Genomic DNA, 25149 nt, shown 5'->3' on the forward strand with positions numbered 1-25149 from the left:
AAGATTCGGAAAATCCAGCCCCGCCCCGCCCTGCAAATCAAAGTTCAGTCGATAAAACGGGGAGTTCCGGTTCCCAGGTCAATCAGATGACGTTCTTGGACAAAGATCAGCTTGAGCTTTTCGTTTTCCGGGCGATCCCGCCATTCCTCGCGTTCGATCTCGTTGCTTTGATAGATAATAATCGGATTGGGGCCATAATCGTTGATCAGAGGGAAGCCAATCGATTCGACCGTAATGCTCCGGCCAGAAGACAGGGCGTGATCAAGAATGGCAATGATACCACAGGGCTGTTCAGCCATCAGCCAGAAAGCCGAAGCCGCCTTCTCGCGGCGGTCGGGTTCGACATAGTCCAGATAGTTGCCCCCGGTCATATCCTGACCAAAACGCTGATTGATCGCTGTTCCCTGCAGGCGGATCATGATCTGGTCTTTGTCCAGCAACTCATAGATGATGATATTGGGCAGTATTGAGGGAATATCTTCGGGCAGAAAAATGCTTTTCCGCGGCAGAAGTTCTCCTTCTGCCCTTGGTAAATTACGCCAGTAATCATAAAAAAGCTGGTTTCGCGGGTTTCTGATCTCGAACAACACCGCCCCCTTCCCGTAAGATTTTCACCCGTACTGACTATACTACTGCGGAGAAGCCCCTCAAGAAAAGCTTGATTATAAACAATTAATCAACTCCCTTCCCCCCGCATTTTTATCCAGGCAATAAAGCACCCTGCACCACAATATTTTTCATTAACACAGCAAAGACAAAACAGGTCGGAAAGTACAGCGAAAAAAATACCCAAGAAAGGTTCCCCGGAAAAATACACCCCCTAGTCGTTCGTTTCCAACATTTGCATCCCGCATCGGCAAGTTCAGGGGCAAATGTCAAATTCGCTCCCCTAGTCAACAAACACTGGCGCACCGTTCCCGATGTCAATGATCTGCCGGCTCAGGACATAGATCCACTTGAGCTTGCCGTCATCGTCGTGGTCCTCGCGTTTGCTCTTTTTTATCTCGTTACTCTGATAGATGATAATCGGGTTTTTGCCTGTGTCATTAATCAGCGGAAAACCGATTGCCTCGACAGTCACATAACGCCCGGATGACAGCGCCTGATCGAGTTCGGCCACAATACCAAAAGGATGTTCCGCCATTTGCCAGAAGGCCGAAGCCGCCACATCGCGACGGTGCGGTTCAACATAATCAAGATAATTTCCACCGGTCATGCTTTGGCCGTACTGTTCGTCAATCGCGGTTCCCTGGAGCCTGATTTTTATCTCCTGCCGGGAAATGACCTCGAAGACCAACATGTTCGGTAAAAGCTGGGGAACCTCTTCTGGCAGAAAGCTGCTCTTGCGCGGCACCAGACAGCCCTCATCCCGCGGTAAACTTTGCCAGTAATCAAAAAACCGTCGGTTTTTTGGATCCTTGATCTCAACCAATCATGCCTCCACATCGGGCTTTGCACCCTGTCATTCCCCTGACTATATCCGCTAAAACAATTTAGAAAAGGTTGATAACAGGCAAAGTAGAAAAAAGAAGCAGATAAAAAAAACACACAACCCCTCGTTTTTTATCTCTTGACCAGAACAACGTCAAATGCTGAAATCATCCTGCCTTTCGATATTGGGCAAAGAGCGAACAGTCCGGCTTCAAATATTGGAACCGGGTATTTGTTTTTTCTTGCTATTTTGCCACGGCAAGAACGACTACTGTTCGAAACGACACAAGATTTAGCCAAAGAACTCTGTTCCCGCGGCTCTGATACCCAACCCCTAACTCATCTGCCCCTGTCCAGCCTTATCCGGCTGCGGGATCCGCGTCTGAAGGACGAAGAGCTTTTCTTTTGGCTCTGGTTTGGCTCTGGCTCTTTGCCTTCTGATTTTATTGTCTTTGGCTTTTTTGTTCCCGGTTCCCATATAACCTCAGGCCGGGATCTGAAACGGGCCTAACAAGACACCAATACAACCGACAGATCCGTCCCCTTGCAGAATTGCCCGCTTCAATCCTGCAAGAGACAGCAAGAAATTTACAGATTACAAAATTGCCAGATACAAAACTTATCAGACAAGATGAAAGACGGTTTCCATGCTGACACTTTTTCATACTCCCGGTGCCTGCTCCCAGGCGTCCCTTATAGCCCTCGAAGAAGCTGGCGCTGACTACCGGATTCATCTTGTATCTTTTGCGACCGGGGACCAGAACAAAGCCGAGTTTCTGGCAATCAACCCGCGAGGGCGGGTGCCCGCCCTCGCCACCGAAGACGGAATCCTGAGCGAAACCCCGGCCATCCTGTTTTATATCGCCCAGCGTTTTCCAGCAGCAAAGCTGGCGCCGCTTGATAATATCTTTGCCCTGGCCCAGGCCCAGGCCTTTAACAGTTTCATCAGCTCAACTCTGCATGTTGCCCATGCCCATGGCCGCCGGGGCAGCCGTTGGGCCGATGACCCGGCAGCGCTGGAAGACATGAAACGCAAGGTGCCGGAAACCGTTGCAGCCGCCTTTGCCCAGATTGAGGAGAATCTTTTCAAGGGTCCCTGGGTTCTCGGTGAAAACTACAGCATCTGTGACGGTTATCTGCACACCGTCGCGGGCTGGATGGAATCAGACGGCATCGACCCCGCCTCTTTCCCCAAACTGTTTGACCACAGACAGCGGATGGAGGAACGCCCCGCCCTGCAGCGCCTGCGCGCCAGGGAAAGCACGGGGTCCTGAAAAGCTGCCATAATGATACAAGCGACAGAAAGCCCCGATAACCCGACAGGGGATACCAGGATAAATTCTGCCCCGATAAAATCCCGATAGAATAAAGCCCCGTACAATAAAGATCAGAACAATGAAAAGTGATAATTCCCTGGGTGAAATCCCCGGAAGTCCTGCCCCGCTCCACAACGCGGACCAGGCCCCCTTTCAGCAGCAGCCAGACCACAAGCCCCGGAAGATCCTCACCCCGCTGAGATTGCCCGAGTTTGTTATCCTCTTTGCCCTGATCACCTCGCTCACGGCACTGAGCATTGATGCCATGTTGCCCGCCCTGCCCCAGATCGGGCAGGATCTCGGCGTCATTGATCCGCGCAACAATCAGTTGATTATTACCCTCTTTATCTTCGGCATGGTTTTTGGCGACCTGCTCGGCGGCCCGGTTTCCGATGCCATTGGTCGAAAACCGGCCATCCTGTTGGGTATCCTGATTTATCTTGCCGGAACCCTGGTTGCCATGACCGCTCAAAGTTTCGAGCTGCTGCTCTTGGGCCGGGTGATCCAAGGGATCGGCACGGGGGGGCCCAAGATTGCTTCACGCGCCCTGGTTCGCGACCAGTATGAAGGGGCCGCCATGGCCCGGGTGCTGTCACTGATCATGATGATCTTTATTCTTGTGCCCATGGTCGCGCCGGCCTTTGGCCAGCTGGTACTGGCTTTTGGCCAGTGGCGCGAGATCTTTCTGTCGTTCTTGTTGTTGGCCACCATCGCAGGCGGCTGGCTGTGGCTGCGTCAGCCCGAAACCCTGTTGAAGGAAAACCGTCTGCCCTTTTCCCCGGGAAAACTGGCGCGTTCCACCGGGCGTATTGTCCGCAGCCGCAGCATCATGGCCTATTCCCTCGCGGCCGGTTTGATGTTCGGGGCGCTGCTGGTCTATGTCAGCACCTCTCAGGCGATTTTCCATGACATCTATCACACCGGCGATGCCTTCGCTTTCTACTTTGCCATTCTCGCCTCCAGCATTGCCATTTCGTCCCTGCTGAACAGCGCCATGGTGATGCGTTATGGCATGTACCGCCTGGTGGTGATCGCCCTGACCGCCATGACCGCTTTCGCCGGACTGCTCTGTGCTGTGGCCCTGCCCTACGACGGCATTCCGCCCTTTGGCGCCTTTATGGTGATCGGCTTCCTGCTGTTTTTCTGCGTCGGCATTCTTTTTGGCAACATCAACGCCATGGCCATGCAGTCACTGGGCAAGATGGCCGGGCTGGGTGCGTCGGTGATCGCGTCGATTTCCAGTCTGGTGGCGGTTATCGTCTCCATCACCATGGGGCGGCTCTATGACGGCACAGTGATGCATATCGTCTTCGCCATGGGGGGCTGTGGCCTGCTCTCGCTCCTGCTGGTGATGATCGCCAAACGCAGCAAGAGCGATACGCTGCAGCCAGCCTGATCTCCCTGCTCCCGCAGTTGACCAAAACAAACTGGCACCCAAAACAAACTGACAACAGACAAACCGATCGTATTTTTACAGGAACATAAAACATGCCCAAGCTCACCATTATCGCCAATATCCAGGTCAAACCCGGCAAGCTTGATCTGGTTCTGTCCGAAATGGAAAAACTCATCCCGATTACCCGGGCAGAAAAAGGCTGTCTGCAATATGACCTGCACCAGGACAACGACAATCCCTGTCACTTTGTCTTTGTCGAGAACTGGGAAAGCCGCGCTTTTTGGCAGGACCACATGCAGGCTCCGCACCTCGAGGCCTTTATCGCCGCAACCGAGGGCGCGATCGAAAACCTCAACATCAACGAAATGACCCAGATCGGGGAATAACCGGGTTTCCTCCCGGAAAAATTAACCCCGAAAATGCGTCACGAATTAATGAAGAAACCTAGACGTTGCGTATTGATCGCCGTTGACGCCAAAGCGAATAGATCCCGGTCGCGACAATGATCAGGCCCCCCAGCAGGGTCCAGCGATCGGGGATTTCGCCAAACACCAGATAGCCCAGAACAATGGCCCAAACCAGCAAGGTATAACGAAAGGGTGTAACAAAAGCGACCTCGCCACAGCGCATCGCCATGATCACGGACACATGCACCAGCATGATAAAGCCTGCGGCCCCGACCAGCAGAACCAGACTGCCTGGTGTAACGGGTTTCCAGTCCATGGTCGGCAACAACAGCGCACTGACCAGTGTCACCACGACTGCCGTGACAAAAGCAACAAAAACCGAGGGCAGCCCAGAAGAAAGCCTGCGTGTTGCCAGATCGCGTGCGGCCACCGACAGCATGGACCCCAGCGCCCAGAGCGAATAAACATCGAATGCCTCGCCCCCTGGCCGAACGATGACCAGAACACCACAAAACCCCAGAGCAATTGCCCCGTAACGCCGCCAGCCAACCGTTTCGCCAAACAACAGTGCCGCCCCGAGCGTAATCACCAGAGGCACGGACAGCATAATCGCCGTGACATTGGCAATTGGCAGATTAAACAGAGCCATAAAATAACAGAGTGCAGCTCCGACCTCTCCAGCCACCCGCAAGCTCAGGACCAAACCATCGCCCCGTTTAAATTCCGGCAAAAGTTCACGGCGATACCAAGCAAACCCGCCAAGGACAACAATGGTAAAAAGGCCCCGAAGGAAAATGGATTGAAACAGGGTAAGGTCTGTGGACACCAGCTTCATCAAGGTGGCATTGCCGATAAAAGCCATCTGGCCAAAGGCCATCAGCCCTGCCCCGCGCAGATTGCCTGAAGAAAGATCACTTCCAGCTCGTTTTATGGTCCCTTCCGGGGATAACGGCTGATTTTCCACGCTCATTCGCCTTTCTTGCCAGCGTCCCCGATAAGTTAAAGACCGCTGTTTATCTCTGTTTGTGACCTGTGGTGTTTGTGACCTGTGGCGAAGCTTGTGGAAAGCGATTACCTGTGACGCAAAACTTCCGGTGCGACCACATCGCGTTTGAGTTCCAGCGCGTCGCGCTGTTGCAGGCGGCGCTCGCGATAGAAGGTATAGATGCCTGTGGCCACCACAATAAAACTGCCGATCAGGGTCCAGTTGTCCGGCACATCGCCAAAGACAAACAGCCCCAGCAGGATCGCCCAGATCAGGATGGTATAGCGGAAGGGCGAGACAAAAGAGATTTCCCCGGTGCGCATGGCCGAGATGACTGTCAGATACCCCAGCACCAGAAACACCCCCGCCCCTGTCAGATAGAAGAGCGACGGCAGTTCAACCGGACGCCAGCCCGAAAGCGGCAAGAGAACCCCGGAGGTGATGGTCAGACCGATAGAGGTCAGCAGCGCCACCAGCGAGGAGGGAATGCCGCTGGCAATGCGTTTGGTCGCCAGATCGCGGGCGACAATAAAGACCACCGAGGCCAGCGCCCAGAAGGAATAGGCGTTAAAGCCCTCGGCCCCCGGTCGCACGATAATCAGCACACCGCAAAAGCCGATCAGGATCGCCGAATAACGCCGCCAGCCCACGGCCTCACCCAGAAACAGCGCCGCGCCCAGGGTTACTGCCAGCGGCAAAGCCTGCAAAATCGCCGTGGAATTGGCAATCGGCATGTTGAACAGGGCGGTAAGATAACAGAGTGTCGCCCCGACCTCGCCCACCAGTCGCAGGCCAAGAATACGGTGGTCGCCTTTGGTCACTGCCGACAGCTTCACCCCCTGATACCAGACCAGAAGGCCCAGCAGCAACGTGGTAAAAAGCCCGCGCAGAAAGATCGTCTGGAACAGGGACAGGTCCGCCGAGACAAGCTTCATGATCGCGTCATTACAGACAAAAGCCGCCTGTGAAATCACCATCATCACCGCCCCGCGAAAATTGTTCGCCGTGCTGTTTCCCGCTGTACCGCTTCCCGATCCTGTCGACATCCACCCGCTCCTCTAGTGATCTTTTCATAGAGCAAGGTTTCAGATTTATTTGCAAGGTGAGATTGTGAATAGCGTTATACCAAATATCCGCTTTTCGCTGCCTCCCCCTGTACAGATAACCCGACAGATTTGCCGATCAGACGACACTGAAGTGCAAATGATATTTCAAATAATCCTGTGAAAATATCCTCTTCCCCTTGAAGCCCCGGATTCATCTGCTAGATTTTTTTTAATCACACCTGATCTTTCATCCCGTCCTGTTTTACCGGAGACCTTTCTTGCACCCTGTCCGTTGCTTTTATCTTGCTTTCTTTTGTCTCGGCCTGATGAAACCTGCCTCTGCTGCAGACCTGATCACCTTCTGGGATCAGCCGCAACGCGGTGGCAACAGCTTTAACGAAGCCGTGCCGGATCAGGCCTATTTTGATGCGCTAGCGAACACCGGGGCCAGCTGGGTACGTCTGACCTTCAGCAAGTGGCACGGGGCCGGACAGGATTTCCTGCTCGGCTCGGCGGACAGTTATCAGGCCATTCCGGCGGCAGATCTGGCATTGTTACGCGGGGCGCTGGACCGGGCAGACAAGGCGGGCCTGAAAGTTGTGCTTGCCCCGCTCAGCCTGCCGGGCGCCCGCTGGCAGCAGCAGAACAAGGGAGTGTTCGACCAGCGTCTCTGGAGCGATCCGGCCTATGCGGATCAGGCTGTGGCTTTCTGGTCGGATCTTGCTGCCGCGCTTCGCGATCATCCGGCCATTGCCGCCTATAATCTGCTCAACGAACCAGCGCCCGAACGCGGCACCGGACTGGCTGAAAACGGCACCGCGTCCGACCGGAAAGACTGGTATCAAAAACAGCAGGGAACCGCCCGGGATCTGCCCGCCCTCTATGAAAAACTGATCGCCGCCATCCGCAAAGTTGATCCGCTCACCCCCGTCATGCTTGATGCCGGGTTCTATGCCAATGCGCTGAGTTTTGACTACTGGCCAAGTCCCCTGCCTGCGGCCCTGTCCGATGCGCGGGTGCTCTATGCCTTTCACATGTACGAACCTTACGAAGCAACCAGCAGCCCGAACATGAAACGGGCCGAGCCCTACCGCTATCCCGGGGTTGAGCTCGACTATGGCACAGGCCGTCTGGTCTGGGACAAGGAAGCCCTGCGCAGCCACATCTCCGCCCCCTTTGACTGGGCCAGAACACATGATATTCCCGTCAGCAGAATGGTTGCCGCCGAATTTGGCTGCATGCGCTTCTGGCAGGACTGTGGTCGCTACCTTGAGGATGTCACGGATATCCTTGAGGAGAAATCGGCCCACTGGGCCTTCTATGCCTTCCGCGAGGATGTCTGGGACGGCATGGATTATGAACTCAGCCCCTCGGAAAAATCGGGACGGTTTTACTGGCTGATGGAAGAAGGTCGCGGCGACACGCTGAAACGCAACGGCCCGCTGTTTAAAATTCTTGGTAAAAGACTGAAACCCTGAAAAAAGCTGAACCCGGCATAACGAACTCTTCCGACCATCCGAGCGAAAGAAAGAAGGTCTGGCAATGGGAAAAACAGAAAACTGGCTCTATGGCCTGTTTCCGGCGTAAGCTAGGCTAACCTACTTCAGAAACCGGGAGAAACCGTCATGACACGCTGGGCCGTTCTCTTTACCGACAGTCCCGAAATGATGGATGTACGTGCCGACAAGGCGCGGCGGGATGCCCATGTTGCCTATGTCCGCGCCCATCCGGAACTGTTGATCGGCGGCGGCCTGAAGACCAATCCGGAGGGGGATTTCTGCGGGGCGCTTTGGATTGTCGAGTTGGCATCGCGCGAAGATGTCGTCCAGCTGATCCTGCGCGATCCCTTCTACAGTGCAGATCACCGCCGGTATGTCATCTACAGCTGGGGCAAGATCCTCGAGGACAAACAAGTAACGCTTTAACCATGAGGCCTATAGGATTACCGGGCCTCAATTCTGAAGATCCCTGACCGGGTTCAGCTCAGCCGACTTTGCCCGACAGTTTTTTGATCATTTGCTGTGCCAGGGCCGCCCAGTCTTCAATCAGGCTTTGCGCCAGTACCGCGTTACCACTGCCTGTTTCTTTTATTTCCCGGTGTCTTGCCAGCGCCTCGACAATGGCCCGAACCTGTTTCCCCTCCAGAACAACGCGGAAATGATCATTGTTCAGATCACTTTTCTGCAGCGATCCGCCCCGGGTCTCAGCGGCGCGTGATGCCTGGTTTTGCAAGGCAGGCCCATGCACAATATTGCGCACCAGCAGGGCCAATTGCGGTTCAGCCTTCCGCAAAAGTTCATAGGTCAGAACAAGACTTCCCCGGCTGAAAACATCCGCTTGCCGCGACACAGCAGCAAGACCATAGAAAACACCATCCGAGGAAACACCGCCCGCCCTGTCATCATCCATGATCGCTCCGTTACCTTTGCTGCTGCCAGGAGGCCCAATCCTCGTCATCCACCATACAGCACCTCCCGCTTCCCGTCTTGTTACATTCTCTTGACAGACGGGTCATGCCCGTGGTCATACCCGTGGCCATACCCGGTGCCAAAAACCCTGAAGCACCGGGAACGACCAGAAAGAGACCAGTTTTAGAACATCACCCGCAGTCCGGTCACGAAAAAGACCTCATCAGTCTTGCCGCCGTCTTCTTTGACAAGATCACGGGTATCGCCAAAACTGCGCTCGTAATGCACCCCCACATAGGGGGCTATGGTCCGGTCCACCAGATCGTAACTCAGGCGTACCCCGGTTTCGAGTGAGGACAGGCCCCGACCGATACCGACTTCTTCATCTTCAGAAAAGGCGATATTGACCTCGGCGGTCGGACGCAGGATCAGACGGTTGGTCAGCAACAGCTCGTAATCCGCTTCCACCCGGGTTGAAAGGTCGCCCTTTTCGCTCAGGAACAGGTCTGCATCAACCTCGAACCACTGCGGGGCCAGCCCGGTCAGCCCGAGGACGGCATAACCCCGGTCCTCCCCCGCAGGAGCGTCATAGCGCAGGCCTGCCTTGGCATCCCAGAAATCGCTGACCGGGACCTGTAACAACGCCTGATGCTCCAGCGTTTCAAAAGCGCTGTCATCCAGCGCATATTCGCCCGAACTTTCCAGCCGGAACTTGAGTTCATCCGTGCCGACAAAGGCATAACCATCCCAAGCTGCCACTTCGTTGTCATCACTGAAACGATATTCGAACTGCTCGATAGAGGTGCCGTAATAGACATAGGGAACAGGCTCTACAGCCCATGCCATGCTGATCGGGGCAAAACTGCCAGCTACGCCCGTCAACAAAGCGGTGATGAGGGCCTTGGATCTGTTGTTACAAAAAATGTTCGTTTTCATTAGTGGTGTCCCTCATGCTCGCTGACAGGTGCCGGGGCAGTCACATTTGCAGGTGCTTCAGCAGCTGAAAGTTTGATTGGCTGATCTCCGCCTTCGACCACGATCTTGCGGAACATGCCCGTGGCCATGTGATAGGTCAGATGACAATGGAACGCCCACTCCCCCGGTGCATCGACTTCGGTTTCGGAATAAACGGTGGTGCCGGGAGCAATCGAGATGGTGTGTTTTACCGGATCCCACTTGCCATTGCCATTATCCAGGATCGACCACATACCATGCAGATGCATCGGATGGGTCATCATGGTTTCATTGACAAACTTGAAACGGACACGCTCGCCGTATTGCAGCCGGATCGGATCAGCGTCTTCATATTTCACGCCATTGATCGACCAGCTGTAACGCCCCATGTTCCCGGTAAGGCGCAGTTCGATCTCCCGCGTTGCTTCCCGATCCTCGTAGAGCGGCTTTTGTGCCTTGAGATCTCCATAGGAGAGAAACTTCCCGCCGTCAGCTGCAACAGGCGTCAGGCCGCTGCCCGCAGCATAGAACGGATCAGCACTCGCCCCCATCTTCATACCTGGCATATTGGAATGATCCATTCCCGGCATATTGGAATGATCCATCCCCGGCATAGCGGAATGATCCATCCCCGGCATAGCGGAAGGGGCCATTTGAGACATATCCATCTTGGAATGATCCATCTGGGCCATATCCATTTTACCCTGTCCCATCTTGCTGTGATCCATTTTGCTGTGGTCCATTTTGCTGTGGTCCATTTTGCTGTGGTCCATCTCGGCAGTCTCGCTGTCGGGCTGATCCCCCTCCGGCAGGGTCATACTCCCGTGATCCATATCTCCCATATCCATACCTGCATGGTTCATGCCCATATCCGCCATGGTCAACAGCGGCTTTTCCCGCAGCTCCGGCAGGGCGGCAACCATACCGTCACGCGGGGCCAGCGTCGCCCGTGTGATGGCAGTACGCCCCATGGATTCAGCAATGATGCCATAGGCCTGATCGTCTTTCGGCTGAACAATCACATCAAAGGTTTCGGCCACGGCAATGCGGAACTCGTCAACCTTGACCGGTTGCACATTGTTGCCATCGGCGCTGACCACGGTCATCTGCAGACCGGGAATGCGGATATCGAAATAGGCCATGGCCGAAGAGTTGATAAAGCGCAGACGCACCCGTTCGCCCGGCGTAAACAGCCCGGTCCAGTTGCCCGTGGCATCCCGCCCGTTGATCAGCGGTGTGTAGCCCTGCAGATCCTCGATATCGGTCGGGGTCATGCGCATCTCGCCCCAGTCACCGCGATCGGACAGGGTTTTCGACAGGCCCTTGCTCGACAGATCGCTGAAGAAATCACCAAGGGTGCGCTGGCTACGGTTGTAATAGTCATCCATCATCTTGAGATTGCGCAGGATGGTTGCTGCGCGATGCGGATGGGCATCGGTCAACTGGACGACGTAATCCCGGTCAAACTTGAAAGGATCGCGTTTTTTCGGTGTGATGACGATGGCCCCATAAGCCCCGTCCGGTTCCTGCAGATGGCTGTGGCTGTGAAACCAGTAGGTCCCGGACTGCACGATGGGGAATTTATAGGTAAAGGTCTCGCCCGGTTCTATGCCGTCAAAACTGATCCCCGGCACCCCGTCCATTTCCGGCGGCAGTATCAGACCGTGCCAGTGGATCGAGGTTGATTCCGCCAGGTTGTTGGTCACATTGATGGTGACCTCCTCGCCTTCTTCAAAACGGAGAACCGGTCCCGGCGAACTGCCGTTATAGCCGATCCCTTCACGGGTAAAATCCCCGGTCGTGATCATTACGGGATCAACGCTCAGGTCATAGACCGCGGCCTGGGCCATGCCTGAAAAAGCGGCCCCGCCCAGAAACAGGCTGGCAGCCAGCCCGGCCAGAGTCCGGGCGGGGGNGATTGTTTTATCTGTCATTTGGTTTCCCTTGCAGCTTCCGGAAACCGGAAGCTGCCTGTACTATTCTGTTTAAACTGGAAATTCCGGGATCGCGTGCTCAGGAACCGATCTTGAAATCGCCCATCATGCCACTGTCGTAATGGCCGGGCACATTACAGGCAAATTCCAGCTCGGCTGCTTCGGGAAACTTCCAGATGATCTCGGCTGTTTCGCCCGGCTCCAGCAACACCGAATTCGGGGCCTTGTGCTCCATGGTCTGGCCATTGCCCATATCCATGGTCATCATTTCGCGATTGATCTTGTCGAGCTGCAGGATACCGTGATCAACCATCATCATCATTTCCTTTTGATGCGATGCATGCATGGCAGCGGTGCCGATGTTGAACTCATGAACAAATTCACCGTTGTTGCGGATGACAAACCGCACGGTTTCATTCGCCTTCACATCGATATACTCAGGCTCGAAGAAATTATCCCCAAGGGATATTTCCAGTGTTTTCGTAACTTCGGATGCCTGCCCCGGCAAGCCAATCGCGATCTCGACTGGTTTTCCATGCCCGGCACCAGCGAACCCCGGCGATGCCAGACCAAATGAAAGAGCAAGGCCGAGGCCAAGAAAAAGCACCAGAGAAAGAACGGTTGTAAGACCAGCAGCGGATGAAAGCAGGACGTTACGACGACGATTAACGTTAGACATGATAGCTCCAGATAAGCATATAACTGTTCATTTTCAAATAATTGACGAGAATGATCGCTACACACGGTCCCTGTATCATGAAAATTTTCACGATCGGCACCAAACGCAAAGGTGAAACTCCCCCTTGTCGTTTTGCCTTCTGAATTTTTCTTGCTGGTGGGTCACCCAAAGAGATTATCTCGGGAAATTACCCAGAGAGATCATCCAGAAAATCAACCATCAATCAAAGGCAAGCTCGTGTGTAACGACAGGATCAGCTATATCGCGGAGGAGGTACGTCGACTGGCCGGGTCAGGGAAAGAAATTCATCACTGCGGGCCAGAAACCAGTTTGTCGGCTGGTAAAACACAACCGGGTCAGGGTTCGAAAAAACAAACGCCAGCGAGTTGGTAAAGCTGCAGCTGAAAACGCCCAGACAATGCGTCTGGATTTTGTTTTCCTGCATAAAATCAGGTGCAACGATTTCTCTATGATCATGAGAAATGACCTGTTCAGCTGCCTGAACACTTTCTACTGCCATTTCAGCCATTGCCTTGTTTTTATTGCTGACTGAGGACACCTGTGCATGATGCAAAGGACCGTCATGGGTGTCCGGCTCGGCCCCAAGCAGGATGGCAGAGAGAACAAAAACCAGCAAAACAAGACTGTGCAGAATGTGTTTCATGATCATCAGATAATGTTTCCCCTAGGGGGAAGGTCAAGAGCTTTCACAGAAGTTTTTGCACGTGGGATATTTTTTACAACAGCCTTATTTTCAAGGATCATTCAACAGGATCGTTTAATCGAATTATGACAGTCTCATTTTTGCTGTCGTCCGTTCTGTTTTCTTTTTGGAACTGTTTTTGCGTCGAAACCAGAAAACAGTCCCCGTGACCATGAAAAACAGGGGCAAAATCCCGGCAAGGGCATAAAGCAACCGCCCCGCACCGCCCCAGTAGCTGCCGTTATGCAGGGCCACGATCTGTTCAATCAGGGTCTGGCTCAAACTGAGCTCCAGACCATTCTGCTGCCCGACCACCCGGCCACACTCCCTTTCCAGAAGAACGCTGCTCAGACCCAGCGGCGAGGGAACCTCTCCCGGCTGGCGCAGGGTCACGCTAACCGGCAGTTCCGCTGTACGCGGGAAGCGAACAAAGGTTGCGTTCCCTGTTGGGAAAACCAGTTCGGCCTGATAAAGATAGTCTTCTAGGCCAACTGGAATGCCAACTGACCCTCTGCAATCTTTTGCCTTTGCAGTGTCTGTCGTGCCCTGAATATGTCCGGAGTGATCTCGGGAATGTTCGCCAGCAGCCATTCCTGTCATGTCGGGCTGGTGCAGATCATGCCGTTCTGTCTCGAAAGGGGCCAGGAGCTCTGCGCGGAAGACCAGCAGAACCCCGCTGGCGACCAGCAACAACAGCAGCGGCGCAAAATAAAACCCGAAAACCCGGTGCAGCAGCGAGAGCCGGGCCTTGCCTCTGGCTCGGCCAGATATCATCAACCACGCTTTGGCCTGTTCCGGACCAGCAGCGACCAGCCCTTGTCCCCAGATTCCCAAACCCACTAGCAACAAAACCAGCAACCCTATCCCGATCCCCCCAACCAGAAAGGTTCCCGGCGTCGCCAAAAAAAGACTGGAATGTAATTGATACATCCATGCTTCTGTTTCCGAGACAAAATCTTCCTGCCGCTCGACTTTGCCCCCCAGAGAATCAACCAACAGTTTTTCCAGCCGGTTTTTTCCCTGGTCCTGATAACTTATGGTCATCAGGTAAGGGTCCATAAGACGCTGTGGCAATAATACTGATCGCAGCCGTGCATCGGGAAAGCGCTTCTTCACACTGGCAAAAAGCTGGTCCGGTCCCGGCAAAAGCTGGGCATCATTTTCAACCTCCAGCCCTGCCAGTTCTGGCTGGGGCAAGGCCGCCTGCTGTAATTCTGCACGGAACACCAGCACCGTGCCAGAAAGACCGAGAATCACAAAAAACAGGCCCAGAGACAGGGCAAGAAACAGATGAAATTTGCACATTTCTTTTTTCCAAGCGGGAAAGATCCCCCGGCATGCAGAGTAAGGCCATGCCTCTTCCCCATCCAATGAACTGCGGTTTTTAAAAGTTCCAGCAGGGGGAAGGTCAAGGCAGCATCTGTGACCTTGCCATTTTTGACAGCAGCAAAGCCCTTTCGTGACTTTCACGCAATCATGCCTTATCAAGTCACCTGAATGACACTTTTTCTAGAGCAGATCCGCCCCCAAACAGCAAAAACAAGAACACCAGCATGACCAACAGCCCGCTTCAGAAACCTCTTCAGAATGAAACGGTAACAGCGGATACACCGCCCCCCGGCGGTATCGGCTTTTTTGAAAAGTGGCTTTCGCTCTGGGTCGCGCTTTGCATTACGGCGGGGATCGTTCTCGGCATTGCTTTTCCCGCTGTCTTTCAGTTTCTGGCCGCGGTTGAATACGCAAATGTCAATCTGGTTGTTGCTCTGCTGATCTGGGCCATGGTCTATCCCATGATGGTCAATGTGGACTTTGCCAGCCTGCGCCATATCGGCGACAAGCCCAAGGGGCTGGTGGTCACATTGGTGGTCAATTGGCTGATCAAACCCTTTTCCATGGCTTTTCTTGCGGTGCTGTTTTTCGAAGGCATCTTTGCCGACATGATCGCTCCGGCTGATGCGCAACAGTATATCGCCGGGTTGATCCTGTTGGGTGCCGCCCCCTGTACAGCCATGGTTTTTGTCTGGAGCCAGCTGGTACGTGGGGATGCCACCTATACTCTGGTCCAGGTTTCGGTCAACGACGTGATCATGATCTTTGCCTTTGCCCCGATCGTCGCCCTACTGCTCGGTGTGACAGATTTTTCTGTTCCCTGGGAAACCCTGCTGCTGTCGGTCCTGCTTTATGTGGTGATCCCGCTGGCTGCAGGTGCCCTGACCAGACAGGCTCTCACCCGCGACAAAAAACAGCCGGAAAAAGCAGCCGAAACCCTGAACCGCTTCACCCTGCGTGTAAAACCCTTCTCGGTTCTCGGGTTGCTGGCGACCGTCGTGTTGCTCTTTGCCTTTCAGGGACAGGTCATTCTCGACAATCCGCTGCTGATCGCCCTGATTGCTGTGCCGCTGGTGATCCAGTCCTACGGCATCTTTTTCATCGCCTATCTCGGGGCCTGGTTCTGGCGCATTCCCTTTAATGTCGCCGCCCCCTGCGCCCTGATCGGCACCTCGAACTTTTTTGAACTCTCCGTTGCTGTCGCCATCAGCCTCTTTGGCCTGCATTCCGGGGCCGCGCTGGCAACGGTGGTCGGCGTTCTGGTCGAGGTTCCGGTCATGCTGTCGCTGGTCAGCCTCTCCACCGCCACCCGTCATCTCTTTCCTGAAAAGTAACGCGCAGAATGCAGGGGGATACAGGGGGATACAGGCGTTCTTGACTTATATCATGGCAAGCGACCATAAAAGAGGACATCCTGATCTGGTGATCAAAGGGCAAGGGCTCTCCATGCAGGCATCAAAGAAAACCGGTTTTGTCACTTTTCTCGTCACGATGATTTTTCTTGTGGCAAGCCTTGGCCTTGTGCCGGGAAAATCTGCAGCCAGTAATCCCGGATTATCCAGTGAGCCTGCGATATCATCCGCAACATTAATGGAGAGTATCCCCGGCAGTGGGCCGCACGATATGAACCGAAGCCCCCTCTCCGGCAAGACGGCAGACTGTGCGACCCTGACTGATCCGGGTTGCCAGCATTCCGCGCGTCTACTCACAAGATCCCCCCGGTTCCGTCCTCCGATTGCCTGAAGCCTCAAACCACTGGCAAGAGCGATCCCTTGTCTCTTGTCCCTGATTTTTCTATTGAGGACAGCTTCAGCATGAAGATTAAAGAACAGTTGCCAAAAATACTGGTTACAGCCGTCGTCCTGGGCGGAATTGCCCTTGTTGCCTCCCGTTTTTTCCCCCAAGAACCAACCAGCAGCAAGGCCGGGCTGGTACTTCCGGACTTCTCCCCCCTCGCAGAGCAAGGAGAGGTCGCCTTTACCAAAAACTGCGCCCAGTGCCACGGGACCAACGCCCTTGGTACCCCACAGGGACCGACCTTTATTCACCCGGTCTACAACCCCGGCCATCACGCGGATGAAGCCTTTGTCCGGGCTGTACTGAATGGTGTGAAACAACACCACTGGCCCTTCGGCGACATGCCCGCCCAGCCCCAGGTCAGCAAAGAAGAACTTCAGGCGATCATCCGCTATGTGCGTGAACTGCAAACGGCAAACGGGATCAGCTATGAACCCCATCAGATGAACTAGCTATCAGGGGGATGTCTCATCCCCCTCTCGCTCGGGCCTCTTAACCGTTACGCCGCAACCAGGCGCGGAAGGCGGACAGGCCTTCGTCGATGTTGGCGCGGCCAAAGCCGACCCGGAAACGGTCTGAGGGTGTGGGCAGCAGTTCGGAGTGATAGATGTGCGGCGGCAGCAACAGCACGCCTGCAATAAAACTGAAAATGGCTACGTAAATTTTACGGAACAATCCCATTTAAATTGGGAGGATTACCAGAGCGTTAGCAATATCTTCACCCTTCTTGGACTCAGTTAGATTTGAATCAGTCATTAGTCCCTATCTAAAATTATACTTTTCATAAAACCCAACAATGGAACATCAACTCAAGGCTGAATAATCAAGAGAATAATTGAATTAAATCTTATTCTTTTGTCACAAAATAAATAATGCTATCAAATACATAAGAACTCAACCCATCAGAATTAACCACCTGAATCAATTTGTAATTATGAAATTCATTATTAGTATTTATATTTTTTTGATCTGTTCTTTTGAGGCAACCGCCGAAACTTATACAGTTAATAACAAAAAAATAACCATAGAGACCATTGATGATTATTGCTTTATATTACCGACTGATGAACCCGAAAAAAATATATTTGACTTTTATAGTAAGGGTGACAAGAAACCCAGAAAACTTGTTTCCCTATTATTCCCTTGCGATATTTTGAATGCATACAAAATTGAAATGGATTCGTTCTGGAAGCGATACATTACACCTCCCCCATTTTCACAAAACTTCATAGAGTCAATTGTAGATTTAAATTTATTAAAGGATGATTATCACGGACATGAATATTTAGTAAAAGATATAATATGCCCTAAATGGGCTCAAGAACCTCATCCTCTGAGCAAAAATGACTTGAAAAAAAAAGACAAACTCGAATTATTAGACCAACAAGAAATGGGCCTTATCTCAATTGGATTTCTTGATTCAGATTCTGAAACTTGTTATTTCGGGATACTTAATAAATTTGTGAATAGTGATAAATCTGAGCAGCTACTATTAAAAGTTTACGCTCCAAAAATTCAGGACGGGGTAGTTATTTATCACTACTACAATAGCCCGTATAAGAATTTTCAGTCCCTAGAAGAATCCGTGAGTACTTTAAAGAAGTTTATAGCTGCACAATAATATTTGAACATTCTTGTAAATATCGATTAACTGTACAGAGATGGTAATGGGCTGACAGTTGCCGTTTCTGTCTTGCTGTAGTTTAGGCAATTTTTCTGATTTTGCCTCCTTTGTTTTTTCTTGTTTTGCTAATCCCTCAATTAAGGCCTGTTCCGGCCTTGATGGGGTCGCCGTACTTCTGGTGGTATGGTGCACGATTTGTCCAGTTGCAGAAACAGTTCATAAGGTTGCCTGTCGGGCCTGCCGCAGAGCTCCCGCCCATCATCTCTTTCCCGAAAATAACGTGTGTGGCACGGTAGCTATGTCCGTGAACTGCAAACGGCAAACGGGATCAGCTATGAACCCCATCAGATGAACTAGCTATCAGGGGGATGTCTCATCCCCCTCTCGCTCGGGCCTCTTAACCGTTACGCCGCAACCAGGCGCGGAAGGCGGACAGGCCTTCGTCGATGTTGGCGCGGCCAAAGCCGACCCGGAAACGGTCTGAGGGTGTGGGCAGCAGTTCGGAGTGATAGATGTGCGGCGGCAGCAACAGCACGCCGCTTTCGCGCACCAGTTTCTCGCAGAATTCATCGGTTGAGCCCGGCCCCTTGTAACACGGATAGCCGACACAGCCGCCTTCGGGCTGACGCCAGTCAAACAGATCAGGGAACTCGGCAAAGAAACTGCCGAGCTTGACCGCGTTTTCCGCCAGCAGTGCCCGGTTGCGCGTCAAAATCTGGTCGCGGGCCTTGAGCGCGATCAGCGACAAGCGCTCACTCGGCGCGGAATTGCAGATCGAGAGATAATGTTTATAGCGCTCCATCCTGCTACGGATTTCCCGGTCACGGGTCATGATCCAGCCGATGCGCAGGCCCGGCAGGCCATAGGCCTTGGACATGACATTGAGTGACAGACCGCGCTCATAAACATCCCCGGCCTGGGGCAGACGCAGACTTTCCTCGCGCTCGACCCCGCGGTAAACCTCGTCACTGAACAGCCAGATGCCCTGTTCCCGGCAGAGTTCAACCAGCGCATCAAATCGGCTGCGCTCCAGCACGGCGCCGGTCGGGTTGTTGGGGAAGTTGATCGAGATCAGCTTGGTATTGGGCCGGATCGCCGCACGGACAGCATCGATATCCAGCGACCAGTTGTCTTCCGCATTCAGGGCCACCCCGCTGACCGCACAGATCGACAGCGGCAGGGTTTCGGCGGCCTGATAGTTCGGCACCACGACGATGGCGTGGTCAGATGGCTCCAACAGTACCTTCATGGCGATGTAGATGCCTTCTTCCGCCCCGGCAAAACAGAGGATGTCATCCGGTTCTGCCCTTTCATAGGTCCGGGCGATCTCGGCGCGCAGATCCGGTGCGCCCCAGGTTTCGGTATAGCCCAGATGCAGCTTGTCAAAGGCCGTGCGGTCTTCGTCCGAAGCCAGTGCCAGCAGCTCGCTCACACTCATGCTCTGCATATCTGACGCGGTCATGTGATAACGGGCGGCAAATTCCCATTTGGAAAAGAAAGTCTCGAGAGTGAAGTCACGCATGGGATTTGTCTCTGCCTGTTAAAAGTCAAAAGGAACGGCGACGCAATCAACCGCCTTGCTGCTTGCGCCATTTGTAAAGTGTCGCCCGCGATATCCCCAGCACATCACAAAGATAAGGCACCGCATTGCGAATTTCGAGAAAGCCGAAGTCGGCCAAAACGCTGACCAGCTCCTGCCGCTCTATCCGGTTCAGCGCCGCGAGGGTCAGACCCCGCGCCCGCAGGAAGCCATCAATCTGTTCGTTGATCTGCTCGCGCCAGTCATTGGCAAAAAGCACCGCCGCCTTGTCATCCTGCCCCTGCTGCGCGCCTGAGCTCCCCAACTCCTGCACCGGGGTCACCAGCTTTTGCAGTTGTTCGACCAGTGCTGAGGCCAGACTGAGATCGTGGTTGATGCAGAGCAGACCAATCGGTTGCCCGGTTGAATCACGCAGAACCGAGGTAATGGATTTGAGCGCCCGCCCGTCGTAATTGACCTTGGCATAGGGGCCGATCACGTCGTGATCAAGCGATGGTAACTCATCGATTTCGGTCAGGGAATCATCCCCGACCCGCCGCCGGGAAAAACAGTTGGCAATATGAATAATACGCTGGTGCGCCAGATCGTGCAGCACCACTTCAGCCTGGGGCGCAAGCAAGCTGGCAATCGCCTCACAGACCGGAATATAGCACCTCAGGGCATCCAGATGCGGATGTTCGCAGAGATGCTGATCTTGCTGTATTTTTTGCGTGCTGTTGTCTGTCATGATTCCCTGCCCTTTGACAGAGAATGACCAAACAAATACATTTTGTCAACTTAAGATATTTTGTATTATTTATGGCTGCCCCTAAGACGAAACCGCATAAAAAGTTCCCCGTCAACGGACTGCTGTCCGTCTTCAACAAACCCCAAGCGTGTTACGGCTTTTGAGTTCGGTCTGCCGGGGGGTAAAAGGATTGTTATGGACTCAAGGCCCATTTCATTAAAGGCCTGATCCCTGACCTTGTTAAAGATCTGTCGTCCCCAGCCCCAGAATCTGGGGTGGAGGACCAGGGCAAAATCCGCGTCCCCCTGTTCCGGTTGCAAACCGCCCCATCCGGCAAACTCCCCCCCGATCAGAAAAGCCCAGGGGCCATAGCCATGGGCGTGCCAAAGTTGTTCTTTGGCTTTCAAAAAAGCGCGACAGCTCTCGCCCGAGAAACCTCCGGCAAGCAAGGGCATCTGCCTGCCGACCAGTTCATTATTCATCAGCGCGATAATCTGTTCTTCTTTGATCTCCGAGAGACGAACAAACTTGATCATATCCATAAGGCCATCCGGGAAACAGTCCATGCCAGAGACTAGTCTTATCGGGATTGTCAAATAAAGCTCTATCTCTCCCTTGAGTTCTCACATCTGTGTGAAGGCATCTGATCAGTATTTTTGTTGGTTATGAAAAGCGGATCAGATCGCGCAACCCTTTTCGTCACATCCCGGCGGGACAGATGCGGGATCAATTTTCATCGTGCCTTCTTCTCCCTCCAGAGGGTTTTCCCGGATCAGCGACATGATCTCTGCCCCCAACTGCATATCGTCGATCGCCCCAAACTTGACCCGGCGCAGATACCCTTGTCGATCAATCAGGATCAGGCTGGGGGTTCCCTGAAGCTGATATCGCTGCATGGTTTGTGGAATGTGGGTTTGTGGAATGTGGGTTTGTGGAATTGTTCCCTTGAGGGCGGGCAGGTCAACCGCAACCGGAAAGGGAATACGGTATTCCTGCAAGAAGGCCTGGAGTGATACCGGGGTCATGGCCGCGTGGTGCTCGAATACGGAATGCAGCCCCAGCACAACCAGATCCTTGGGCGAAAAAAGCTGTGCTGCCCGTTTGGCCTGCGGCAAGCCCAACTCAACACAGCCGGGACAAAGCATCTGGAATACCTCAATCAGCACCACCCGCCCGCGCAGGCTTTCCAGGGTAATATCCTCCTTGCTGTTAAACCACTGCTCGACCTGCAAGGCTGGGGCTTTTTGTAACTTTCTCATGGTTTCACTTCCTGAATGTCGCAGTTGTGGGGGGCAGGCCTTTAACGGCTCAAAACCTGCCCCAATTTTTTATCGACCAGTTTCCTGCTTATTTTTTCATGATGATACCGGGGAACGACAGATCGCCCGAGGCCACATCCTGAGCCTCCGTCACACAGAGCAAAGGCCCCGGTGATCCCTCTTGAGAAATCATCAATTTTGCCGTCATGGCATCAAAAGCTGCGGCTTCGGCGCCCTTGACCGGCAGGGTAATGTGCAGGCTGTTATCGTTCAGCAAGGGACTTTGCCCCGGCGCATCCAGAGCAATCGGCAGATCGGGCATGCTGGCGGGCACCAGATCCTGCCCCGGCGAGATTTCCTTGACCTTGAAGCCAGCGCCACAGGCGGCATCTTCTGCCAGTACCGCCCAGTGCGCATGCCAGTTTTTGCCGTCGTTGGCCGGATCACCATCGCCATTTTCATCATGCAATGGCGTATCATCAAAATCGGGATGCGCCGTAATCGCCAACGCCAGAATGCCTGAACCTTCGGCAAAGCCAACACCGGAAGGATCTATCTTGGTCGGCCAGACATAGGCATAGACTTCTGCTCCGCGAAAAGCACCGCTGGCTTCCGGGATAATACTACCGCTTTTCCCAGCCAGCTCCATCATAAAGCTGGCCCAGCGTCCGTCGGTAGAGGCGGAGGCCTTAATAATATCAAAGGGCGGATCAACCGCCGGATTAACCGGACTGAGGATGTCATGCGCCATAAGGTTTGCCGAACTCCCCAGTAAACCACACAAGATCGCCGCCCCGATCGTCATCCCCTTCGCCCTCCTCTTCGTCCCCGTGGCCAAAAGTCCCCTTTTCAATCCTGTAACCCCGTTTGAAGTCTGTTCCAGCCTGTTTCTCTTTTTCATAATTAGCTCCCGCGTCACAGTTAGTATCGACTCGATACATTTAAACAGATAACAAGGATTATTGCGGCTTGCAAGATTCGTTTTTAGTCGATACCATTTTGCATAACCAGAGAATGACTGATGCCAAACCAGAGCCAAAACCAAAACACACCGGACCATTTTATCAGCCTGCTGGCGCGCCTTTCGCGGCTGGTCAATCACGACGGCCATGCCGGAGGGTTAAAGCCGGCCCAGTGGGATGCCTTGCGGTTTCTGGCCCGGGCCAACCGTTTCTCTCGCACGCCCGGCGGCCTGACCGCCTATCTTGGTGCGACCAAAGGCACAATTTCACAAACCCTGATGTCCCTGGAAAAAAAGGGTCTGCTTGAGAAAACCCCCGATCCTCTGGATCGCCGCTCGGTCGCTCTCAGGCTGACTGCTGCCGGGGAAGAACTGGCCAGCAGCGATGCGCTCACCAGCTTTGGCACCCTCTTTGAAGGCCTGCCCCCGGCAGATCGGCAAAAGCTGGAGGCCGCGCTGGAACAGCTGCTCCGGGCCAAACTACAGCGCGAAGGCAACCGTCCCTTTGGCATCTGCAACAGCTGCCGCCATTTCCGCAAAAACAGTGCTCAGGGAAATATAAGTGAAGGCAAGCCACATTTCTGTAGCCTGCTCAACGAACCCTTGAGCGAAAGCGGCAGCCATAAAATCTGCATCGAACAGGAAGCCGCCTGACCCTCGACAAAACACTGAGAAAGTCCATCATTGACTCGCCTCGGTCACGATTTTGCTTATAGCGTCCTATTACTCAGCAGGCCATGTCGATTTTGTCGCGTAACTTTCACGCTCCAAGGTTCCTTCCGTATCCTCACCCTGCCCATCCACTACTTGGCCCATATGGGGTCGAAAGAGATATTTAGTTCAGACGCAAGTATTCTGGCTCTTTCTTTTAGATTAGACGAATCATTTGTACCTTGCTGACTTAAGCGATCATACTCTAATAGATCATATGATGAATCAGCATAATTCTCTTCTGCATCCTGCCTATTTTTTCGAAGCTTTTCACGGAAATCTAAAAGCTTCCGCCTAGAAATTTTATCCAATTCATCAGAAATCATTGCTGATTTAAAAATCAAGTAATAAATTGTTAAATTTCCTTGTGCATTTAAAAGTTCATCATTATCAGAAAAAACTTCACACATACAATCGCAGATTTCTAAGCATTTCTGCAAAATACAATTTACGTGCTCCGCACCTTCTTCTCTATATTTTTTAGCCATTGCATCTAAATAAACTTTTTTAGTATCTATTAACTTACCATTAACAGAAATACTATCTTCAATAACTAAAAATCTAGCAGCGACTTCTTTATGCTGATATCTAGAGTTAGAAAAACGAACCTTATTAATAAAAAGCCTTCCCCCTGACAGCTCTGAGATCGCTCGGACCATAAATCCTCCAAATGCATTTCGTTTTTCTGCAGCATTTAATGGAGAGGCTTCATTTAGCCGGGCAAACATATCTTCAATTAAATCTAAATCGTTTCCCAATGTAGACACAGTCACAATCGGTAAAACAAATGAGTCAAATTTCACTCTAATTTTTGGGTATTGCTTTGCAATATCGTTATAGCTCAATCCAGCTAGCTTGATTGTATCATCACGCTGATATTCAAAATCATTTGATAGATTGAACTCACCCTCAATGAAGCCTCGAATAGTCTCTAAGCGCTGCCTCCCATCAATTACAGCGTATTTAATACCCGTTTCTAGAAATTTTTTTGTGTCATACAGGTGAAAGTAAATTTTTGGCAAATCGTAATCATTAAGAATTGAGTCTATTAATAATTGCTTCTTATCAATAGTCCAAACGCCCCCCATTCGCTGATATTCAGGATCAAATTTGATTTCATCAATTTCTGAATACAGAAGCATAATTGTGCTATTTTTCAACACAGATGTTTCAATGTAACTCACAACAGCCCCCTTTTAATCGTTTCACCTACACTTGAAAGCTCTGGAAACATTTGAAACTTCCCTAACCCAAGAGATTGAATTTCTTCCCTTAATTTGGCTCTATTTTCTGCAGGTATAATAAATTTCATCAAATAGGACCCATCAGAAACTTTCTCTATTGGTATTCTATAATCATGATGAACGGTAAAAACCCCCATTTGCGCTTGAATTCTTGGATTATTTCTTGTTGCTATTGTAGCTACTGGTAGCGACTGTGTTTTTATCTTTCCATTTAAACTTTCAGGGGAATAAGTGCTTACTATTAAATCATCTTCAAAGGAGGGGATATATCCCGCCTCATTTGGATCTATAATTCTCGATACAGCATTTAATTCTGCAGGTCTTAACCTCCACAAGCACGCATCAGTATTTGAGTGAGCTTCCATATCCTCTAACGCAAAATAAAGCCCCACTAATGGGCTTTCGCTCCAATCTAATAATCTTGTCGGCACCCCATAATGCTGCATTAGGAATAACCAATCGAATGATTCCTTTGGCTGTCGATCAATCAACATCGACGCATTTTGCTTAAACTTATTAATAAGGGTTGTTTCAGATGGAGGGGTGGATAACCTATAATAACCAGGAATTAAACTCCATTCTACATTAGCATGGCCACGATACCAAACAGCCTCAGTGTAGCTCTCTCTATCTTGTTTTTGAATATTAAGAAAATCTTGAATAGAAGATATTGGCTTTTCTTCAATCACTTAAAAAAT

At 52.4% G+C, this 25149-nt stretch carries 28 protein-coding genes; 10 read left to right on the plus strand and 18 right to left on the minus strand.

Going from position 1 to position 25149, the window contains the following annotated elements; translation table 11 throughout:
- Nucleotides 1–44 precede the first annotated feature (44 nt).
- A complete protein-coding gene (locus B152_RS0106345; RefSeq protein WP_020591561.1) occupies nucleotides 45–590 on the minus strand; it encodes a PAS domain-containing protein in 546 nt (181 codons plus the stop codon).
- A gap of 299 nt (nucleotides 591–889) precedes the next feature.
- Nucleotides 890–1432 carry a PAS domain-containing protein gene (locus B152_RS0106350; RefSeq protein ID WP_020591562.1) on the minus strand — a complete coding sequence of 181 codons (543 nt, stop codon included), beginning with the start codon at nucleotides 1430–1432 and terminating at the stop codon, nucleotides 890–892.
- Between the two features lie 646 nt (nucleotides 1433–2078).
- On the opposite strand from B152_RS0106350, the gene B152_RS0106360 reads away from it, so the two are divergent.
- The 3 genes from B152_RS0106360 (at nucleotide 2079) to B152_RS0106370 (ending at nucleotide 4529) form a co-directional block, all read left to right on the plus strand.
- A complete protein-coding gene (locus tag B152_RS0106360) occupies nucleotides 2079–2705 on the plus strand; it encodes a glutathione S-transferase family protein (protein ID WP_020591564.1) in 627 nt (208 codons plus the stop codon).
- 121 nt (nucleotides 2706–2826) lie between these two features.
- Nucleotides 2827–4143 carry a multidrug effflux MFS transporter gene (locus tag B152_RS0106365; protein WP_020591565.1) on the plus strand — a complete coding sequence of 439 codons (1317 nt, stop codon included), beginning with the start codon at nucleotides 2827–2829 and terminating at the stop codon, nucleotides 4141–4143.
- A gap of 92 nt (nucleotides 4144–4235) precedes the next feature.
- Nucleotides 4236–4529, plus strand: coding sequence for a putative quinol monooxygenase (locus tag B152_RS0106370; protein WP_020591566.1), 294 nt, complete (start codon nucleotides 4236–4238; stop codon nucleotides 4527–4529).
- Between the two features lie 58 nt (nucleotides 4530–4587).
- On the opposite strand, the gene B152_RS0106375 is transcribed toward B152_RS0106370, so the two are convergent.
- Both B152_RS0106375 and B152_RS0106380 read right to left on the minus strand, forming a co-directional pair.
- Entirely contained in the window at nucleotides 4588–5520 is a 933-nt protein-coding gene (locus B152_RS0106375) for a DMT family transporter (RefSeq protein WP_020591567.1), read from the minus strand.
- A 101-nt stretch (nucleotides 5521–5621) separates the two neighbouring features.
- Nucleotides 5622–6581, minus strand: coding sequence for a DMT family transporter (locus B152_RS0106380; RefSeq protein ID WP_020591568.1), 960 nt, complete (start codon nucleotides 6579–6581; stop codon nucleotides 5622–5624).
- Between the two features lie 278 nt (nucleotides 6582–6859).
- Here B152_RS0106380 and B152_RS0106390 point away from each other — a divergent pair, with 278 nt between their 5' ends.
- Entirely contained in the window at nucleotides 6860–8059 is a 1200-nt protein-coding gene (locus B152_RS0106390; protein WP_020591570.1) for a glycoside hydrolase family 5 protein, read from the plus strand.
- Nucleotides 8060–8206: 147 nt separating this feature from the next.
- Nucleotides 8207–8506, plus strand: a complete 300-nt coding sequence (locus B152_RS0106395) for a YciI family protein (protein WP_020591571.1) — start codon at nucleotides 8207–8209, stop codon at nucleotides 8504–8506.
- A gap of 58 nt (nucleotides 8507–8564) precedes the next feature.
- Here B152_RS0106395 and B152_RS0106400 read toward each other — a convergent pair whose 3' ends face one another.
- The 6 genes from B152_RS0106400 to B152_RS0106425 all read right to left on the minus strand — a co-directional run bounded on the left by B152_RS0106400 (nucleotide 8565) and on the right by B152_RS0106425 (nucleotide 14564).
- Entirely contained in the window at nucleotides 8565–9038 is a 474-nt protein-coding gene (locus tag B152_RS0106400) for a hypothetical protein (protein ID WP_020591572.1), read from the minus strand.
- 134 nt (nucleotides 9039–9172) lie between these two features.
- Nucleotides 9173–9925, minus strand: a complete 753-nt coding sequence (locus B152_RS0106405; protein ID WP_020591573.1) for a copper resistance protein B — start codon at nucleotides 9923–9925, stop codon at nucleotides 9173–9175.
- Nucleotides 9925–11877: a copper resistance system multicopper oxidase gene (locus B152_RS0106410; RefSeq protein WP_020591574.1), complete on the minus strand. Its 1953-nt coding sequence runs from the start codon at nucleotides 11875–11877 to the stop codon at nucleotides 9925–9927. Before B152_RS0106410 ends, B152_RS0106405 begins: the two co-directional genes overlap by 1 nt.
- A gap of 79 nt (nucleotides 11878–11956) precedes the next feature.
- Complete coding sequence (locus B152_RS0106415) at nucleotides 11957–12556, minus strand: cupredoxin domain-containing protein (protein ID WP_020591575.1); 600 nt, start codon at nucleotides 12554–12556, stop codon at nucleotides 11957–11959.
- 253 nt (nucleotides 12557–12809) lie between these two features.
- Nucleotides 12810–13226, minus strand: a complete 417-nt coding sequence (locus B152_RS0106420) for a hypothetical protein (protein WP_020591576.1) — start codon at nucleotides 13224–13226, stop codon at nucleotides 12810–12812.
- A 117-nt stretch (nucleotides 13227–13343) separates the two neighbouring features.
- Nucleotides 13344–14564: a PepSY-associated TM helix domain-containing protein gene (locus B152_RS0106425; protein ID WP_020591577.1), complete on the minus strand. Its 1221-nt coding sequence runs from the start codon at nucleotides 14562–14564 to the stop codon at nucleotides 13344–13346.
- A gap of 248 nt (nucleotides 14565–14812) precedes the next feature.
- Here B152_RS0106425 and arsB point away from each other — a divergent pair, with 248 nt between their 5' ends.
- The 3 genes from arsB (at nucleotide 14813) to B152_RS0106440 (ending at nucleotide 16837) form a co-directional block, all read left to right on the plus strand.
- Nucleotides 14813–15922 (plus strand): ACR3 family arsenite efflux transporter, encoded by a 1110-nt coding sequence (arsB, locus tag B152_RS0106430; RefSeq protein ID WP_020591578.1) that lies wholly within the window; start codon nucleotides 14813–14815, stop codon nucleotides 15920–15922.
- A gap of 52 nt (nucleotides 15923–15974) precedes the next feature.
- Complete coding sequence (locus B152_RS0106435; RefSeq protein WP_020591579.1) at nucleotides 15975–16331, plus strand: hypothetical protein; 357 nt, start codon at nucleotides 15975–15977, stop codon at nucleotides 16329–16331.
- 71 nt (nucleotides 16332–16402) lie between these two features.
- Complete coding sequence (locus B152_RS0106440) at nucleotides 16403–16837, plus strand: c-type cytochrome (protein ID WP_026261328.1); 435 nt, start codon at nucleotides 16403–16405, stop codon at nucleotides 16835–16837.
- A gap of 40 nt (nucleotides 16838–16877) precedes the next feature.
- On the opposite strand, the gene B152_RS0106445 is transcribed toward B152_RS0106440, so the two are convergent.
- Nucleotides 16878–17060 carry a hypothetical protein gene (locus tag B152_RS0106445; RefSeq protein ID WP_211212139.1) on the minus strand — a complete coding sequence of 61 codons (183 nt, stop codon included), beginning with the start codon at nucleotides 17058–17060 and terminating at the stop codon, nucleotides 16878–16880.
- A 259-nt stretch (nucleotides 17061–17319) separates the two neighbouring features.
- Here B152_RS0106445 and B152_RS0106450 point away from each other — a divergent pair, with 259 nt between their 5' ends.
- A complete protein-coding gene (locus tag B152_RS0106450; RefSeq protein WP_020591582.1) occupies nucleotides 17320–18006 on the plus strand; it encodes a hypothetical protein in 687 nt (228 codons plus the stop codon).
- Between the two features lie 400 nt (nucleotides 18007–18406).
- On the opposite strand, the gene B152_RS0106455 is transcribed toward B152_RS0106450, so the two are convergent.
- The 5 genes from B152_RS0106455 to B152_RS0106475 all read right to left on the minus strand — a co-directional run bounded on the left by B152_RS0106455 (nucleotide 18407) and on the right by B152_RS0106475 (nucleotide 22436).
- Nucleotides 18407–19531, minus strand: coding sequence for an aminotransferase class I/II-fold pyridoxal phosphate-dependent enzyme (locus B152_RS0106455; RefSeq protein WP_020591583.1), 1125 nt, complete (start codon nucleotides 19529–19531; stop codon nucleotides 18407–18409).
- Nucleotides 19532–19577: 46 nt separating this feature from the next.
- A complete protein-coding gene (locus B152_RS0106460) occupies nucleotides 19578–20276 on the minus strand; it encodes a helix-turn-helix transcriptional regulator (RefSeq protein ID WP_020591584.1) in 699 nt (232 codons plus the stop codon).
- 65 nt (nucleotides 20277–20341) lie between these two features.
- Entirely contained in the window at nucleotides 20342–20818 is a 477-nt protein-coding gene (locus tag B152_RS0106465) for a GNAT family N-acetyltransferase (RefSeq protein ID WP_020591585.1), read from the minus strand.
- Between the two features lie 135 nt (nucleotides 20819–20953).
- Complete coding sequence (locus B152_RS0106470; RefSeq protein ID WP_020591586.1) at nucleotides 20954–21535, minus strand: redoxin domain-containing protein; 582 nt, start codon at nucleotides 21533–21535, stop codon at nucleotides 20954–20956.
- A gap of 88 nt (nucleotides 21536–21623) precedes the next feature.
- On the minus strand, nucleotides 21624–22436 hold the full coding sequence (locus B152_RS0106475; RefSeq protein WP_211212141.1) for a hypothetical protein: 813 nt from the start codon (nucleotides 22434–22436) through the stop codon (nucleotides 21624–21626).
- Nucleotides 22437–22556: 120 nt separating this feature from the next.
- Here B152_RS0106475 and B152_RS0106480 point away from each other — a divergent pair, with 120 nt between their 5' ends.
- A complete protein-coding gene (locus B152_RS0106480) occupies nucleotides 22557–23150 on the plus strand; it encodes a MarR family winged helix-turn-helix transcriptional regulator (RefSeq protein ID WP_020591589.1) in 594 nt (197 codons plus the stop codon).
- A 149-nt stretch (nucleotides 23151–23299) separates the two neighbouring features.
- On the opposite strand, the gene B152_RS0106485 is transcribed toward B152_RS0106480, so the two are convergent.
- Both B152_RS0106485 and B152_RS0106490 read right to left on the minus strand, forming a co-directional pair.
- The gene (locus B152_RS0106485) at nucleotides 23300–24391 is read right to left on the minus strand and encodes a DUF262 domain-containing protein (RefSeq protein WP_020591590.1); all 1092 of its coding nucleotides are present in this window, start codon (nucleotides 24389–24391) and stop codon (nucleotides 23300–23302) included.
- Nucleotides 24388–25140 (minus strand): FRG domain-containing protein, encoded by a 753-nt coding sequence (locus B152_RS0106490; protein ID WP_020591591.1) that lies wholly within the window; start codon nucleotides 25138–25140, stop codon nucleotides 24388–24390. Before B152_RS0106490 ends, B152_RS0106485 begins: the two co-directional genes overlap by 4 nt.
- Nucleotides 25141–25149 lie beyond the last annotated feature (9 nt).

This window comes from Kiloniella laminariae DSM 19542, assembly GCF_000374005.1.
Lineage (GTDB): Bacteria > Pseudomonadota > Alphaproteobacteria > Kiloniellales > Kiloniellaceae > Kiloniella > Kiloniella laminariae.

Excerpts from the sequence above, each read along its gene's own strand:
- B152_RS0106435 (WP_020591579.1), top strand. The coding sequence starts at position 15,975 with ATGGCAAGCGACCATAAAAGAGGACATCCTGATCTGGTGATCAAAGGG.
- B152_RS0106465 (WP_020591585.1), bottom strand. The coding sequence starts at position 20,818 with ATGGATATGATCAAGTTTGTTCGTCTCTCGGAGATCAAAGAAGAACAG.
- B152_RS0106470 (WP_020591586.1), bottom strand. The coding sequence starts at position 21,535 with ATGAGAAAGTTACAAAAAGCCCCAGCCTTGCAGGTCGAGCAGTGGTTT.
- B152_RS0106395 (WP_020591571.1), top strand. The coding sequence starts at position 8,207 with ATGACACGCTGGGCCGTTCTCTTTACCGACAGTCCCGAAATGATGGAT.
- B152_RS0106460 (WP_020591584.1), bottom strand. The coding sequence starts at position 20,276 with ATGACAGACAACAGCACGCAAAAAATACAGCAAGATCAGCATCTCTGC.
- B152_RS0106360 (WP_020591564.1), top strand. The coding sequence starts at position 2,079 with ATGCTGACACTTTTTCATACTCCCGGTGCCTGCTCCCAGGCGTCCCTT.
- B152_RS0106475 (WP_211212141.1), bottom strand. The coding sequence starts at position 22,436 with ATGAAAAAGAGAAACAGGCTGGAACAGACTTCAAACGGGGTTACAGGA.
- B152_RS0106415 (WP_020591575.1), bottom strand. The coding sequence starts at position 12,556 with ATGTCTAACGTTAATCGTCGTCGTAACGTCCTGCTTTCATCCGCTGCT.
- B152_RS0106405 (WP_020591573.1), bottom strand. The coding sequence starts at position 9,925 with ATGAAAACGAACATTTTTTGTAACAACAGATCCAAGGCCCTCATCACC.
- B152_RS0106480 (WP_020591589.1), top strand. The coding sequence starts at position 22,557 with ATGCCAAACCAGAGCCAAAACCAAAACACACCGGACCATTTTATCAGC.
- B152_RS0106370 (WP_020591566.1), top strand. The coding sequence starts at position 4,236 with ATGCCCAAGCTCACCATTATCGCCAATATCCAGGTCAAACCCGGCAAG.
- B152_RS0106420 (WP_020591576.1), bottom strand. The coding sequence starts at position 13,226 with ATGATCATGAAACACATTCTGCACAGTCTTGTTTTGCTGGTTTTTGTT.
- B152_RS0106365 (WP_020591565.1), top strand. The coding sequence starts at position 2,827 with ATGAAAAGTGATAATTCCCTGGGTGAAATCCCCGGAAGTCCTGCCCCG.
- arsB (WP_020591578.1), top strand. The coding sequence starts at position 14,813 with ATGACCAACAGCCCGCTTCAGAAACCTCTTCAGAATGAAACGGTAACA.
- B152_RS0106400 (WP_020591572.1), bottom strand. The coding sequence starts at position 9,038 with ATGACGAGGATTGGGCCTCCTGGCAGCAGCAAAGGTAACGGAGCGATC.
- B152_RS0106450 (WP_020591582.1), top strand. The coding sequence starts at position 17,320 with ATGAAATTCATTATTAGTATTTATATTTTTTTGATCTGTTCTTTTGAG.
- B152_RS0106375 (WP_020591567.1), bottom strand. The coding sequence starts at position 5,520 with ATGAGCGTGGAAAATCAGCCGTTATCCCCGGAAGGGACCATAAAACGA.
- B152_RS0106455 (WP_020591583.1), bottom strand. The coding sequence starts at position 19,531 with ATGCGTGACTTCACTCTCGAGACTTTCTTTTCCAAATGGGAATTTGCC.
- B152_RS0106380 (WP_020591568.1), bottom strand. The coding sequence starts at position 6,581 with ATGTCGACAGGATCGGGAAGCGGTACAGCGGGAAACAGCACGGCGAAC.
- B152_RS0106440 (WP_026261328.1), top strand. The coding sequence starts at position 16,403 with ATGAAGATTAAAGAACAGTTGCCAAAAATACTGGTTACAGCCGTCGTC.
- B152_RS0106425 (WP_020591577.1), bottom strand. The coding sequence starts at position 14,564 with ATGTGCAAATTTCATCTGTTTCTTGCCCTGTCTCTGGGCCTGTTTTTT.